The sequence below is a fragment of the Streptomyces sp. IMTB 2501 genome (assembly GCF_001953885.1).
Classification (GTDB): Bacteria; Actinomycetota; Actinomycetes; order Streptomycetales; family Streptomycetaceae; genus Streptomyces.
The window spans coordinates 55,554-70,022 of the sequence record NZ_MQUS01000026.1; the positions used below are offsets into that span (position 1 = coordinate 55,554).

Annotated in this window: 11 protein-coding genes and 1 tRNA gene; 8 read left to right on the forward strand and 4 right to left on the reverse strand. The window is 69.5% G+C overall.

Going from position 1 to position 14,469, the window contains the following annotated elements; genetic code table 11:
- Window positions 1-97 precede the first annotated feature (97 nt).
- The 3 genes from AV521_RS34290 (at window position 98) to AV521_RS34300 (ending at window position 3,196) form a co-directional block, all read left to right on the forward strand.
- Complete coding sequence (locus AV521_RS34290) at window positions 98-1,303, forward strand: DNA polymerase III subunit delta' (protein ID WP_076094097.1); 1,206 nt, start codon at window positions 98-100, stop codon at window positions 1,301-1,303.
- Between the two features lie 105 nt (window positions 1,304-1,408).
- Window positions 1,409-3,013 carry an alpha/beta hydrolase gene (locus AV521_RS34295; protein WP_076094099.1) on the forward strand — a complete coding sequence of 535 codons (1,605 nt, stop codon included), beginning with the start codon at window positions 1,409-1,411 and terminating at the stop codon, window positions 3,011-3,013.
- 109 nt (window positions 3,014-3,122) lie between these two features.
- Window positions 3,123-3,196: transfer RNA gene (locus tag AV521_RS34300), tRNA-Thr, on the forward strand.
- Between the two features lie 128 nt (window positions 3,197-3,324).
- On the opposite strand, the gene AV521_RS34305 is transcribed toward AV521_RS34300, so the two are convergent.
- Window positions 3,325-4,974, reverse strand: a complete 1,650-nt coding sequence (locus AV521_RS34305; protein WP_076094101.1) for a site-specific integrase — start codon at window positions 4,972-4,974, stop codon at window positions 3,325-3,327.
- Window positions 4,971-5,666 carry a helix-turn-helix domain-containing protein gene (locus tag AV521_RS34310; protein WP_076094103.1) on the reverse strand — a complete coding sequence of 232 codons (696 nt, stop codon included), beginning with the start codon at window positions 5,664-5,666 and terminating at the stop codon, window positions 4,971-4,973. Before AV521_RS34310 ends, AV521_RS34305 begins: the two co-directional genes overlap by 4 nt.
- A gap of 95 nt (window positions 5,667-5,761) precedes the next feature.
- Here AV521_RS34310 and AV521_RS34315 point away from each other — a divergent pair, with 95 nt between their 5' ends.
- From AV521_RS34315 to AV521_RS34335, 5 genes are all read left to right on the forward strand, one after another.
- The gene (locus tag AV521_RS34315) at window positions 5,762-6,001 is read left to right on the forward strand and encodes a hypothetical protein (RefSeq protein ID WP_076094104.1); all 240 of its coding nucleotides are present in this window, start codon (window positions 5,762-5,764) and stop codon (window positions 5,999-6,001) included.
- A 337-nt stretch (window positions 6,002-6,338) separates the two neighbouring features.
- Window positions 6,339-7,604, forward strand: a complete 1,266-nt coding sequence (locus AV521_RS34320; RefSeq protein WP_076094106.1) for a DUF3631 domain-containing protein — start codon at window positions 6,339-6,341, stop codon at window positions 7,602-7,604.
- Window positions 7,605-8,079: 475 nt separating this feature from the next.
- Window positions 8,080-8,928, forward strand: coding sequence for a DUF2637 domain-containing protein (locus AV521_RS34325; RefSeq protein ID WP_076094108.1), 849 nt, complete (start codon window positions 8,080-8,082; stop codon window positions 8,926-8,928).
- Between the two features lie 387 nt (window positions 8,929-9,315).
- A complete protein-coding gene (locus tag AV521_RS34330; protein ID WP_076094110.1) occupies window positions 9,316-9,876 on the forward strand; it encodes a MobC family plasmid mobilization relaxosome protein in 561 nt (186 codons plus the stop codon).
- Window positions 9,873-11,588, forward strand: coding sequence for a relaxase/mobilization nuclease domain-containing protein (locus tag AV521_RS34335; protein ID WP_076094112.1), 1,716 nt, complete (start codon window positions 9,873-9,875; stop codon window positions 11,586-11,588). Before AV521_RS34330 ends, AV521_RS34335 begins: the two co-directional genes overlap by 4 nt.
- Before the next feature lie 82 nt (window positions 11,589-11,670).
- On the opposite strand, the gene AV521_RS34340 is transcribed toward AV521_RS34335, so the two are convergent.
- Together AV521_RS34340 and AV521_RS34345 are read right to left on the reverse strand one after the other, a co-directional pair.
- Window positions 11,671-12,417, reverse strand: coding sequence for a trans-aconitate 2-methyltransferase (locus tag AV521_RS34340; protein ID WP_179023593.1), 747 nt, complete (start codon window positions 12,415-12,417; stop codon window positions 11,671-11,673).
- Window positions 12,414-13,886 carry an asparagine synthase gene (locus tag AV521_RS34345; RefSeq protein ID WP_179023595.1) on the reverse strand — a complete coding sequence of 491 codons (1,473 nt, stop codon included), beginning with the start codon at window positions 13,884-13,886 and terminating at the stop codon, window positions 12,414-12,416. Before AV521_RS34345 ends, AV521_RS34340 begins: the two co-directional genes overlap by 4 nt.
- Window positions 13,887-14,469: the final 583 nt, after the last annotated feature.

A 14,469-nucleotide genomic window follows, 5' to 3' on the forward strand; every position in this document is an offset into this window, starting at 1 on the left:
TCCGCCTGCCGTCGACGCGCACGTGGACCGAGTTGTCAGTGCCCACCCGCACAATGGATGAAGGAACGCGGAGTGTGACGGAAGGGCGGCGTGACCCATGACCGTATGGGACGACCTCGTCGGGCAGGAGAAGGTGAGCGCGGTGCTCGACGCCGCCGCGCGGGACGCCGACGCCCTCGTCACGGCCGCCGCGGCCGACGGGCCGCTGCCCGAGACGTCGAAGATGACGCACGCCTGGCTGTTCACGGGCCCGCCCGGAGCGGGCCGGAACCAGGCGGCCAGAGCCTTCGCCGCGGCCCTGCAGTGCGTGAGCCCCGACCGCGCCCTCGGCGGAACTCCCGGCTGCGGCTTCTGCGACGGCTGCCACACCGCGCTGCTCGGCACCCACGCGGACGTCACCACCGTGGCCGCCGTGGGCTCCGAGATCCTCGTGAAGGACATGCGGGACACGGTCCGCAAGTCGTTCACCTCCCCGGCGAACGGCCGCTGGCAGATCATCCTGGTCGAGGACGCCGAGCGGCTGAACGAGAAGTCGGCCAACGCCGTCCTCAAAGCCGTCGAGGAGCCCGCCCCGCGCACGGTCTGGCTGCTGTGCGCCCCTTCCATCGAGGACGTCCTGCCGACGATCCGCTCCCGCTGCCGCCATCTGAACCTGCGCACGCCGTCCGTGGACGCGGTCGCCGACATGCTCGTACGGCGCGACGGCATCGAACCCCAGGTCGCGACGGCCGCCGCACGCGCCACCCAGGGGCATGTCGACCGGGCCCGGCGCCTGGCCACGGACCCGGCGGCCCGCGAGCGCCGGGCCTCCGTGCTCAAGCTGCCGCTGCGGCTGGACGAGGTCGGCGCCTGTCTGAAGGCCGCCCAGGAACTGGTCGACGCGGCCGCCGAGGACGCCAAGCAGCTCGCCGAGGAGATGGACGGCAAGGAGACCGAGGAGCTGAAGGCGGCGCTGGGCGCGGTCCAGGGCGGCCGGCTGCCGCGCGGTACGGCGGGCGTGATGAAGGACCTCGAGGACATGCAGAAGCGCCGCAGAACCCGCACGCAGCGCGACAGCCTCGACATCGCCCTCGGCGACCTCACCGCCTTCTACCGCGACGTCCTCGCCCTCCAGCTCGGCTCACGCGTGGCGATCGCCAATGCGGACGCCGAGGACGCCCTGGAGCGGCTGGCGCGCGGCAGCTCCCCGGAGTCAACGCTCCGCCGCATCGAGGCGATCGCCGCGTGCCGCGAGGCCCTGGACCGCAATGTGGCTCCGCTGCTGGCGGTGGAGGCGATGACGATGGCGCTGCGGGCGGGGTGAGAGGCATGCGGCGATCGCGACGGCACATCCCTCGTATGTCCCCCGTACGAGCTCATCGCCCGCACGCATCGCGCCCGAGCGGTCGCACAGCGTTACGCTCGCCTGATGCACACCAGGCCATCCCTCCGCCGGACCCGGCGCACCCGCTCCCGGACGACGGCCCGCCTCACGGCCAGCCTGTTCACGGCCGCCGCCCTGCTCGTGTCCGCCTGCTCCTCCGAGAGCTCGACCACCTCGTCGGGCGGTGCGGCGGATGCGGTGCTGGCCGCTCTGCCGCGTGCGACGCCCTCCGCGCTGTCGTCGTACTACACCCAGCAGCTGCACTGGCGCAGCTGCGGTGTCCCCGGTTTCCAGTGCGCGACCATGAAGGCTCCGCTGGACTACGCCAAGCCCGGCGCGGGCGACGTCCGGCTCGCCGTCGCCCGCAAGAAGGCATCCGGCAAGGGCAAGCCGCTCGGTTCGCTGCTGATCAACCCGGGCGGTCCGGGCGGCTCGGCGGTCAGCTACCTCCAGAGCTACGCGGGCGCCGGCTACCCGGCCGACGTCCGTGCCCGCTACGACCTGGTCGCGGTGGACCCGCGGGGCGTCGCCCGCAGCGAGCCCGTCGAATGCCTCGACGGCCGCCAGATGGACACATACACACAGACGGACCTCACGCCCGACGACCAGCAGGAGCGGAACGCGCTGGTCACGGCGGACAAGACGTTCGCGGAGAGCTGCGGGGCGCGCTCGGCGCGGCTGCTGCGGCACGTCTCCACCGTGGAGGCGGCACGGGACATGGACATCCTGCGGTCGGCGCTGGGTGATCAGAGACTGAACTACGTGGGGGCGTCGTACGGCACGTTCCTGGGGGCGACGTACGCCGGGCTGTTCCCCGACCGGGTCGGCCGGGTGGTCCTGGACGGCGCGATGGACCCCACCCTGGACGCCCGGCAGATGACCCTGGACCAGACGGCCGGCTTCGAGGCGGCGTTCCAGGCGTTCGCGAAGGACTGCGTACGGCACTCCGACTGCTCGCTCGGCGGCAAGGGCACGGCGCCGGCGCAGGTCGGCGACCATCTCAACGCATTCTTCCGGAAACTGGACCAGCACCCCATCCAGGCGGGCGACGCGTCCGGCCGCAAGCTCGGCGAGGCGCTGGCCACGACCGGGGTGATCGCGGCGATGTACGACCAGGCGGAGTGGGAGCAACTGCGCGAGGCGCTCACCTCGGCGATGAAGCAGAACGACGGCAGGGGCCTGCTCGCGCTCTCCGACACCTATTACGAACGCGGCGCCGACGGCCACTACAGCAACCTGATGATGGCCAACGCCGCCGTGAACTGCCTGGACCTGCCGCCGGCCTTCACCGGCCCCGACCAGGTGGAGAAGGCGCTGCCCACCTTCGAGAAGGCCTCCCCGGTCTTCGGCCGGGGCCTGGCCTGGGCCGCGCTGAACTGCGCGTACTGGCCGGTGAAGGCCACGGGTGAGGCGCATCGCATCGAGGCGAAGGGCGCGGCGCCGATCGTGGTCGTCGGCACGACCCGCGACCCGGCGACGCCCTATCGCTGGGCGCAGTCCCTGGCCGGCCAACTCTCCTCGGCGCGCCTCCTGACGTACGTCGGCGACGGCCACACCGCCTACGGCCGCGGCAGCACCTGCATCGACGCGGCGATCAACACCTACCTGCTCGACGGCACCCCACCGATCCCACGAAAGCGCTGCTCATAGCCCCTGCCACCCGCCCCGGAACCCTCGCCTCCGGGGCGTGGTCAGAGCACCTCAGGAAACTGTGTAGACTTACCGAAGTTGCCGATCGCACCATTAGTGCGGAAGGCGCGCCGCCTTAGCTCAGATGGCCAGAGCAACGCACTCGTAATGCGTAGGTCTCGGGTTCGAATCCCGAAGGCGGCTCCGAGAAACCCCAGGTCACATAGCCCATGACCTGGGGTTTTCTGTTGCTCGGGGCATGGCGCGTCACACGGCCGGAGTGCCGTGGGGTGGCTTGCGTGAGCGATGCGTGAGCGGAGCGCCGCCGGGACCTACTTCTCGGGCTTCCGGCGCTGGGTCTTCTTCTTGGCCTTGGCCTGGGCTTTCGCCTTGTCCTTCGGCTTGCCTTCGCCCTTGCGGCTCTTCTTGGCCTTGGCCTTCTTGGCGGCCTTCGCGGCCTTACGGGCCGCCTTCTCAGCCTCGGCCTTGCGCTGAAGCGGGACCAACTTGGCGGTGGCCTCGGCGGCGTTCTTGCCGACCTGGGGCAGGACGCTCTGGTAAATATCCCGCGTGATGTGGGTGTCGCTGTGCCCGAGGGTGTCCGACACGATCTTGATGTCGATGTCGGCGGCCAGCATGAGAGTGGCCGCGCCATGGCGCAGGTCATGCAGCCGGATCGGCGGGAGGCCGGAGGCGGCGACGAGCCGCTCGAAGAGGTCAGTCACCTTGCCGGGGTGTAGCCAGGAGCCGTCCTCCTGAGTGAAGACGTGCCCAGTGTCCACCCAAGCCGAGCCCCATTCCTTGCGGTCCGCGTCCTGTCGTTCGCGGTGCTGCTTCAGGACGTTGACGGTGTCGTCGTCGAGCGCGACGACGCGGTAGCCGCTGTCGGTCTTGGGGCCGGATGCCTCGACCTCCCAGCCGTCCTGCACGAGTTGCGAGGAGACGGTGAGGGAGTGGGTGTCGAGGTTCGTCTCCGACCACGGCTGCCCGCACGCCTCACCACGGCGCAGGCCGCGGAAGGCGATCAGATGCCACATCGCGTACAGCCGGTCCTCGGCGACGAAGTCGAGGAAGGCGCCGGTCTGTTGGGGCGTCCAGACCATCACGGGCGACGGCTTCTCGCCCGTCTGCTCCCACTTGGCGATCCGCTCGTCCGTCCACACCAGCGCCTTCGGCTTGCGTACGGGGTCGATCTCGACATGAGCGGCCGGGTTGAACGTGATGATCTGCTGCCCGATCGCGTCGTTCAGGGCCGCGCGGAGCGTGGCCTTGACGTGCAGGCGCGTGGCGGGGCCGGTGATGCGACGGAAGGGCGGCATCTCGTCGATCGCGGCCTTCATCGCCTTGCGCCGGGCACGGTTCTCCGCTCCCCTCCAGGGCACGGTCGCCAGCTCATCGAGCGCGGCTCGCCGTTGAGCGTTCTGCTCCAGGATCTGGGCGTTGGCGTCGCGGATCTCCGTGAACATCTCGCTGAGGTGGCTGACGCGCAGCCGGTTGAGGCGTCGGTTCCCGATGTGCGGCTTGAGATGCACGCGGATGTCGGTCTCGTAGCGGTTCAGGCCGGACTTGCGTATGCGCTTGCCCGCCAGCCACCGGTCGAGCCATTCGCTCACGGTGAGGCTGCCGATGAGGTCCTGGCCGGCGTTGAGGCGCCGCCGGGTCTCCTCCACGTCGGGCAGGGGGGTCTTCTCGCTGCTGACTTCCGTCAGCATGGCGGCGATCAGTTCCGTGCCCTCGGGATCGTCCGACTCGGCCAGGCCGAGGAGGGCGCGGACGTGGTCGAGGCCGGCCTGGGCGGCTTTGCGGCTGTCGTAGCCGCCACGGGCGAAGGACCTGCGGCTGCCGTCCTCACGCGGCGGCAGCTCTTGGCGGATGGAGTAGGTGCAGTGGTTCCTGTTGTTGCGCTTGGGGCAGGACGTGCCGAGTTCCTTGCCGGTCTTCGGGTCGCGGCAGGAACAGCGGCGGTAGGTGGAGCCCTTCAAAGATCATTCTCCTCAGCGGTGTTGGCGTTGCTGCCGGGTTCGGGTGGGTCGACGTCGGCGAGTTCGGGCGGCAGGTAGGGGAGTAGGCCGCGGTCGCGGCGGATGAAGGAGCGGGCTACGCGGAGGCGTTGCTTGGCCTTGTCGATGCGCTCCAGGCAGGCGGCCTGATCGCGCAGCGCCTCCGCCTGTTGTGTGGCACTGGTTGCGTGCTCGACGGCGTATTGCGCGTAGCTCTCGCTGGCCATCGCGGCGCGCGCCTCGCCGAGGGCCTCGATGTGCTCGCGCTGGTAGCGGAGCATGTCGCGGTCGGCCAGGGAGCCACTGTCCTGAGCCGTGAACCAACACATGGCCTCCCACGGAGCAGTGCGGTCCTCGTACGGGAGCCGCTGGACCTCGGCGACGTAACCGATCGGGTAGATGAGGCAGATCGGGTTCGTGTGCAATGCCCTGGCCAGGACCATGACGTCGACCAGGGGCAGGTTGGCGCGACGGCCGGATTCCATATTGGCGATGACGTTGCGGGGGATCGGGTGACCGATCTGCTCGCACCGGTCGGCGAGGTCCTGGGCGCTCATGCGTAGCTCCTTCCTTCGGCGTCGGACCTCAGCGGCCACGGTGGCCATGACGTGGTCGGCCCACTCGGGGACGTCGTCCTCGTCGTCGTATCCAGCATCGAAATCGTGTTGTGTCATGAGGACACATTAGCTTCACCATCCTGGATTTAGTGGCCTGGAGCCGGGCGTGATCGTCGCGTTCGCCGAGGGCTGCATGAAAAGGGGTGCACTGTATGCGCGAAGGCGCGACGGCTGGCCAGTCGAAGGGTTCGAAGGGGATGAGTCGGAAGGAGCTGCTCGCCCTGCCTGTGGCTGTCGACCTGGACACGGGCAACCGGGCTCTGGGTCTCGGACGGAGCAAGGGGTATGAGCTGGCGAAGCGAGGTGAGTACCCCTGCAAGGTGCTGCGGCTGGGCAACGCCTACCGGGTGGTGACCGCGGATCTATTGGAGCTGCTGGGTCTGGCGGCGTGAAGGGGTGGGAGCGTAGCGGACGGTTCTGCGCTGAGCTGACACAGAAACGCTGGACTGTTGCCGGGCCTGGACGTACTGTCCGTGTTCCCTCAGGGAACGAAGCCAGCGTTTCCTCAGGAAACAGCGCGTGCGTCCCGACTCGGGACAGATCGCGCGTTCCGACACGGAACACGCCGAGCGCTCAGTCTCTGAGCACACCGAGCGTTCAGTCTCTGAGCAGAGCGAGCCTCCGGCGCGGCAACGCCGGAGGCCCTGGAAACTCCGTCGCCCGCATCCAACGAACGATCCGCGCCTGTCGGGCCTGCATGCCCGGCGCCGCAGAAAGAGGAACCGCCGAGTGCAACCTGAGAACCCCGCGCCCCATTCCACCCCTGCTCCCGCACCTGCTGCTGTGTGGCCGCCGGTCGCGATGCCGGGCAAGCCCGACCAGGGCGAACCCGAGCACACTGCGCCGGCCGTGGCAGCCGAGGAGCCGGTACCGGATCCGGAGCCGACCGTCGGCTCGGTGCTGCTGGACGAACTGCGTGAGCAGATAGCGAAGTTCGTGATCCTGCCCACGCAGGAAGCGCTGGACGCCGTGACGTTGTGGGTGGCGGCGACGCATCTGCAGCCCGCGTGGCAGCACGCGCCGCGTCTGGCGGTGGTGGGTCCGGCGAAGAGGTGCGGCAAGTCGCGGCTGCTGGACGTGCTGACCGAGACGGTCCACGAGCCGATGCTCACCATCAACACCACCCCGGCTGCGATCTTCCGGTCGATCACCGAGGAGCCGCCCACGCTCCTGGTGGACGAGGCGGACACCATCTTCGGCACGCCGAAGATGGCAGAGAAGAACGAGGAGATGCGCGGCCTGCTCAACGCCGGCCACCAGCGCAACCGCTACGTCACGCGGGTCGTCGGCAACGACCACACCCCGCACCGGTTCGCCACCTTCGCCATGGCCGCCCTCGCAGGGATCGGTGACCTGCCCGACACGATCATGGACCGGGCGGTGGTCATCCGGATGCGTCGCCGGGCGGAGGGCGAGCACGTCAAGCCCTTCCGTTCCCGCCGCGACATCCCGGCTCTTCATGACCTGCGGGACCGCATCGCCGCTTGGGCCAGGCCGCTGCTGGACGAGGCAGCGGACCTGGAGCCGGACATGCCGGTAGAGGACCGGGCTGCCGATACCTGGGAGCCGTTGGTCATCGTCGCCGACCTGGCCGCCGGGTCCTGGCCCCGTCGCGCCCGCGAGGCGTGTGCACGGATGGTCGCCTCCGAGGTCGAGGTGGAGGAGGAGCACCCCGGTGGGGCGCGGATCCTGGCGGACATCCGCCGGGTCTTCGTCGCCCAACGGGAGGTGGACAGCCTCTCCACGGACGAGCTGCTGCACCATCTGCGCCAGGACGCCGAGAGCCCGTGGGGGGAATGGGGACGCAATGGGCTGACCGCCCGCGATCTGGCAAAGATGCTGGGCCAGTTCGGCATCAAACCCGGCAATGTCCGCCTCGCCGACGGAACCCAGCGCAAGGGCTACACGCGCAACAAGTTCCTCGACGCGTGGCGCCGCTACTGCCCAACCGTCCACTCAGTGGACAGCGAGTCTGCCGCCCCCACCGCAGGCTGAGCCCCGCATCCCCGGGTGGCCGTCCCTGCCGTCCCTGCCGTGATCCCGCAGGTCAAACGACGTGCAGGCAAGACGGCAACCGGGAACAAGACGGCAACGCGATCACGGTGGACGCGCTGCCGCCGCCAGGACACTGCCTCGATCCGTCTTGTGGCGTCCCGCGCGTCCTCGCCGTATCGCCGCAGGCCACGGCTTCGCCGGTCGGGACGCACCACACATCAGTGCCGTCCCGACCGGCGGAGGACTCATGCCCCCACTCGGTTATGACGGGCCCGCGGCCCCGTGGCAACCGAAGACGCCTGCAGGACGGAGCGCCGAGACCCTTGCCGTACCGGCCCTGACCTGTGCTTGCAACGGCCAAGACGGCCAAGACGGCTCACACCGACAAACCCCAGGAGTACCCCGCTTGACCCTCTCCACATCCACATCCACACCCGCCGACCGGGGACACCGTCCCGACGAAGGATGGCTCTCGATGACCCAGCAGGACGCCGAGCGGTACGCGCTCATCGCGGCCGGCGTCGTCATCGTCGTCCTGACCGCCGGAGCGTTCTGGCTCTCCTACGCACACCTGGCCGATGTCGCCGGCCGACACGGCCTCGGTGGTTCCCCGATCCGCCGCTGGGCGTGGCCCGCCACCCTGGACGCGTTCATCGTCGCGGGCGAACTGCTCATGCTGCGCGCCGGTCTGCGCCAGGTGACCGACAAGTGGGCCATCGGCGTGACCGCTGCCGGGTCGGTCGGCTCCATCGCGCTCAACGTGGCCGGGGTCAACGGCACAGGCAACGCCGGCACCGTGCCGCTGCTCGACTACGTGGTCGCAGCGGTTCCCCCGACCGCCGCGCTGCTGGCCTTCGGTGTCCTGATGCGGCAGATCCACCAGCTCGTCGAGCAACCCGCCAGCCTCCGGAAACCCGCGCCTGCCCCGGCGCCGACCCCACTGGCCAGCGCCGCACGGTCGGCTGCTCCTGGCGAAGCCCCGCAGCATGGTGACGGGTCGACGGAGCATCCTGCCCCCGACCGTCCAGTCGATGCGGGATCCCCTTCGGGCGGTGAGGCCACCGGCCCGGCCCTCAAGCCGACCGGAGCACGGTCTCGGCGCACCGGGCGCCCGCAGGACATCTCCGACGACGAGATACGGGCCATCGCGTGCGAGGTGATGGCCCGTACGGGATCCGCTTCCTCCACAGAGGTCGGGGACGAGATCCGCGTCAAACGCGGCCGGAAGGCCGCAAACGGCCGCGTGCAGAAAATCTGCGATGAGTTGAACGCCGAGAAGGCCGAGCCCGCAAACGCCGCCGCAGTCGGCAGCAGTACCGGCTGACACGCCTGGAACCGCGCCTTTCGGTGGGCACCGGAAGTACTTCCGGTGCCCACCGAAACCCCGCCGAGCCCACACACTGAGCGCGCCCGGTCCCGCGCTCCGCCACCCCAGCGCCCACTCATCCACACCTGTGGACAGCCAGCTCCCGCAACACACCGCCCGGACTTTGCCACCGCCCCGCGTGCCTTCCCTGCCCCTTCCGGAGAACCACCCATGACGCACGACCCGCACCACCCCGAGGACGCCCCCGACGAGCCACTCAGGCTGACGAAGTCCCCTACGCTGAGGAACCGTCTGCGGTGGGTGTTCGGACGGGGTGCCCCTGGCGGAGCCAGTAGTACCCCGAGTCCGACTCAAGGCCGGTCTTCGGGGGTCTCCGCCCCGGGGGTGGCGGAGGAGGCCCGGCGCCAGGGGGCGCAGGACCGGGAGGTCGGGGCCGAGGGCGGCCTCGACCTGGACACACTCCATGCCGTCCAGAGCGAAGTTCTCCACCCCGCCCGCACCGCCGAGACCTCCGCCGCCGAGCCCGTCGTGCAGAGCGTGCAGCCCACCATCCGTCGCTTCACCGGCACCAAGCGCGTGGTCCGCGTTGGTCCCTTGCGCTTCACCGGCAACGAACACACCCAGCTTCAGCAGGCAGCCATCGAGCATGGCTATAAAGGTGACTCCGGCTTCGCCGCCGACATCGTCCTCGCCTTCGTCACCGGACGGTTTACCGCCAACCTGCCCCTGTCCGAGGATCGCCGCCGTATTCACATCTTCCGCGCCCAGGTCCTGCGCCAGCTCAACCGGATCGGCGTCAACGTCAACCAGATAGCCCGCGCTCTCAACAGCGACCAGACCCCGCCCGACCTCCGCCAGCGCCTGACCGAGCTCCACGACCTGCTGGAGCTGATCGCCGAGGCATTGCGCCAGCCCGTCGATCCGGAGACGGAGACAGCCGCGTGATCGCCGCCATCAAACCGTCAGGGTCCAACACCCGCGGCCTGCTCGCCTACCTCTACGGACCCGGCCGCCACGACGAACACCTCGATCCGCACATCGTGGCGGGATTTGCGATGCTCGGTATGCCCGACCCCGCCCGCGACGAAAATGCCACCCTCACCGAACTCGCCCGCTATCTCGACGAACCCGTCCGGCTGCGCAACAGCGAGTTCGGCAAGAAGGTCACCGATCATGTCTGGCACTGCCCCGTCCGCGCGGCTCCCGAGGACCGCTACCTCTCCGATGCCGAGTGGGGCGAGATAGCCCAGCGCATCGTCGAGGCGGCCGGCATCGCCCCCGCCGGTGACGATCTGGCCTGCCGCTGGGTCGCCGTACGCCACGCCGGCGACCACATCCACATCCTTGCCACCACAGTCCGCGAGGACGGCCGCCGCCCCAAACTCCACGACAGCGGGCTCCGCGTCGGTGACGCCTGCCGCGAGATCGAGAAGGACTACGGGCTGCGCCGGCTGAAGAAGGGCGACCGCACCGGTGCCCGCCGGCCCACCCAGGCCGAGATGCACAAGGCCGAACGCCTCGGCTGGGACCAGACCAGTCCCGAGTGGCTCCAGGACCGCATCCGCGCCGCCATCCCCCACGTGACCAATGCCGAGGAATTCATCGCCTACCTGGAAGCCGACGGCATCGAGGTCAACGCCCGGCGCGGCCCGTCAGGCGACCTCCTGGGCTATGCCGTCGGCCGCCCCGGCGACCTCAACGAGAACGGCGAGCAGATCTTCCACTCCGGAGGCAAGATCGCTCCCGACCTCTCCCTGCCCAAGATCAAGGCCCGCCTCGAATCCGGCCAGCCCGAAGAGCACCCCACCGCCCGCCGCAACCGCCCCAGCACCCCATGGCACCAGGCCACCGACGCGCTCGACACCCTCCACACCGACCTCGCCGACGACACCCACGCCCAAGCCCACATCGCAGCCCTCGGCGAACTACTCGAAGCCACCGCCCAGAAGGCACCCGCCAACCTGCGCACAGAACTCCAAGCCGCATCCAAGGCGTTCGCCCGAGCCCAGCGCTCCCAGATCCGCGCCGAAGACCGCGCCGCCCACGCCATGCGCAGCGCAGCACGCGACATCGTCCACACCGCCACCGGCCCCGACGGCAGCGCACTCGCCGCCCTGCTCGCAGCCCTCGTCTGGGCCGCCATCGTCGCTGGGCGCTGGCACGAAGCGAAGGACCACGCCCACCAGGCCGACGCCGCCCGCCAGGCCGTCCGGCACCTTCAGATGGCCACGGACCGCGCCCTCGCCCCGACGCTCACTGAACTCGCAGGCCGACCGCCCAGGGACCAATCCAGCCGCGTTCTCGCGAACGACGTACGGGCAGCCGTCCCCGACCACGCCGAACGGATCCTCGCCGACCCGGCCTGGCCCGCGCTCGCCACTGTCCTCGCCGACGCCGAAGCCCGAGGCCACCAACCCCACCAGCTCCTCAAGGAGGCCGCCGCCCAACGCGAGCTGACCACCGCCCGACAACCCGCCCGCGTGCTGATCACCCGCATCCAGCACACCGGCCGGAACCCAGCGCCCAATCGCCGTGCCGAAGCCGCCCGCCGCCGCTCGACCATCGCGGGTTCGGTTCCCAACCAGCAGACCTGGCACGGTCAGTTCCCAGCGGGCACCACGTCGCCTACTGAACAGCAGCACCAACGACGCCGGTAGTACCTGCTTCTACGGCCGTGTGGATGAGCAGGTGCGGACTCCGTCGGTCGCAGTGCATGCAACCACGACCGGTGCCGTCGCCTCACCGTCGGATGTACCGGGCCACCGTGTACGCGGTCGGTCCGGTGAGTCCTGTTCCGGAGCCGTCGGTCATGTCCAGGACCTCGAAGCCGGCACCCTCTGCGTAACGCTCAAGCTCGCGCGGGAAGAGTACGCGCCTGCGGATGTCGTCCTGGGCCTCGTCGCCTGAGGGGAGTATCCAGTGCCGGTGCATGGTGTTGATCTGCGTTCGCAGGTCCCACTCGTGCCGGATCGTCACGGTCGCCGGTCCCCTCGGGGTGTCGACCGTGGCGCTGATCGGCTCCGGCCGGGTGATAGGGGCGACAGGGGAGCACAGCACAAGCAGCGTGCCGGGGTGGGCGTGAGCTGCGAAGGTGGCGAAGACCTGGCTGATCTCCTTGTTGCCGTGGACGTAGGCCAGGCTGTTGCCCATGCAGGTCACCACGTCCATGCGCCTGCGGAGCCGGACGGTCCGCATGTCCCCGACGCGGATATCCAGCTCGGGCCGGGTTCGGCGGGCGTAGTCGACCATGCCGGGCTGGAGGTCCACGCCGACGCACTCGAACCGCTTGGCGAGGATCTCCAGGTCCCGGCCGGTGCCACATCCGAAGTCGACCAGGGTCTCGGCGTCCGGCCGGTGCAGCTCGATCAGGGTCTGGCACATTCCCGCGGCACTGCTGTCGGACTGGACCACGTCGTACAGCGCGGGAACCCGATAGAGGAGGTTCGTGGCTTCCACGTGGTCCGCTTCCGTGTTGTGGCTGGTCACATGAGGCTCCGCAATCCGACCTCCAGGGCGAGGACATCGCACAGCAGGTCAGGGACGGCCGGTGCGGCATCTGCGTCCTTACGGACCTGAGCGAGTGCCTCGCCGTCAACGTAGCCAAGGTCCACCAGGACAGACTCCTTCAGCATGTCATCCAGCACGGGCAGACCGTAGACGCGCAGTCCCTTCTCCAAGACGGCCAGGAAGTTCTCCGGCTCGGCCGGCGCCGCCACCGGCTCGGGCAGGCCCGTCCTCCTGATCCGCTCGCGGAACAACGCTTTGCCGCGCTTGTACTGGTGCGGCAGCTGCTCCATGAACCGAACGATGCGCGGGTGCACGAGCGGGCTCACCGGCCAGACTCCGGCCCGAAGAAATCCGGGATTGTGCATCCCGAACGCCATCAGGGTCGGCACGGGCAGAACGGGAATGGGCGCCAGGTGATCGTTCACCTCCGTGAGCGCTTGGACAGCCTTCGGGCCGAGCCACGGAACGGGTTCCGGCTCAGGCAGTTCGGCGTCCGTCCTGGAGTGGTGGGCGTTGATCTCGTCTCCGCCACTGCCGGTGAAGATCACCTCGCAGCGTCGGGCGGCCGCATGCTCACGTACGACATCGAAGGCTTCCTGGTAGAAGGCACCCGCCGGATCATGTGGCTTGCGCAAAGCACGTACGCCTCCGGGGCAGAAGGGCGGGTGTTGCATGGCGGGGATGGGGGTGTCCCGAAAGCTGCAGTGCTCCACTAACGCCAGCCGCCGCTCCCGCTGTCGCATGCCCGTGCTGCCTCCCACCAGCAGGCCGAAGCTGTGCACCTCGGGGAATCGCGCCGTCTTGATCGCCAGGGCGACGTTCCCGGAGTCCGCGCCGCCGGACAGCTCGACGCCCACACAGCCCGTCACTGTTGGGGCATCGCGGATCACGCCGGTCAGCAAGTCGTCCAGAGCGGTGAGTGGATCAATGCCGGGCCGCAGCGTACGGGGCTCAAGTACGTGCTCTGCGGGCTCCGGGTAGCGGATGCCGAGTCCTGCGGCAGTGAAGGTGGCCGATGCCCGCTCGGTGAGGCGGTGGACCCCTTCGAACAGGGTCTCGGACGTGTAGCGGTGCTGCCTGGTCAGCGTTCGGGCGACGACGCGTGGCACCAGACGGTCGGCCCGCAGATGCGGTTGCAGCGTGGTCAGGTCCCATGAGGCGTGCAGCTCGCCGGCGTTCCCCACCAGGAAGAGCGGAGCGGTGCCGAAGACACCTGCCGACAAGCGGGCTTCTCCGGGTTCCATGACGACCAAGATGAAGTCGGCGTCGTCCCGCTTGCATTCCCTCACGCGTACCCGCACGCGCGGCGCCTGGTCGTCGTTGATCTCCATGACCAACGTGGACACGTTCGCCGGCTCGATCCAGCTCTCACCGTTGACCCAACGGCGGCCCTGCGCTTTCCACTCGGGATGGTGAAGGTCGCACAGGCGCAGACGCATCGACAGCATGTCGTCCCTTTCCGATGTCGTGTGGCGGGGCGGGGCCGCGTACGGCCCCGCCCCGCCTGGCGTCAGCCCTGGATCACTTGGAGCAGTGGTCGCCGTTGTTGTCGCCACCGCCGGGCATCTTGTCGAGCAGCGCGGCCTCGATGGCCGGGATGCCGGTGATCAGGTCGCCGGTGAACAGGTCGTCCACGTTCATCGCTTTCTCCCTTACGGTTGAAACGGACTCCGCTGCTGATGCTGCGGAGTTGGACCCGTCCGGCTGCCGGACCCTTGCGAAGAAGGCGGCCGGACGGGGCGCCCACGGCTTTCCGGCGGTGGGCCCTCCCTCGTCACAGGGTGGGGAGCCTGCATGTGTGACGAAGGAGGAGTCAGGTGGAATGGGCGGCGGCAGCAACGCCCAGGACGAAGCCGATCGATGCAGAGATGGTGATGATCAGCAGCGGCCCGGCGTAGCGGCCGATGACTGCGGCTAACCGCCTCACAGTCGCTCGCCACGGCTGCGTTCGTTGGCCTCGCGCACTGCGGCGCTCAGCTCAGATGCGCTGTCCTGGGACTCGGTACGACGATGCTTCGGGCAGCGACACGG

Coding starts and splice junctions, on each gene's coding strand:
- AV521_RS34290 (WP_076094097.1), top strand. CDS start 98: ATGACCGTATGGGACGACCTCGTCGGGCAGGAGAAGGTGAGCGCGGTG.
- AV521_RS34295 (WP_076094099.1), top strand. CDS start 1,409: ATGCACACCAGGCCATCCCTCCGCCGGACCCGGCGCACCCGCTCCCGG.
- AV521_RS34310 (WP_076094103.1), bottom strand. CDS start 5,666: ATGACACAACACGATTTCGATGCTGGATACGACGACGAGGACGACGTC.
- AV521_RS34315 (WP_076094104.1), top strand. CDS start 5,762: ATGCGCGAAGGCGCGACGGCTGGCCAGTCGAAGGGTTCGAAGGGGATG.
- AV521_RS34325 (WP_076094108.1), top strand. CDS start 8,080: ATGACCCAGCAGGACGCCGAGCGGTACGCGCTCATCGCGGCCGGCGTC.
- AV521_RS34345 (WP_179023595.1), bottom strand. CDS start 13,886: ATGCTGTCGATGCGTCTGCGCCTGTGCGACCTTCACCATCCCGAGTGG.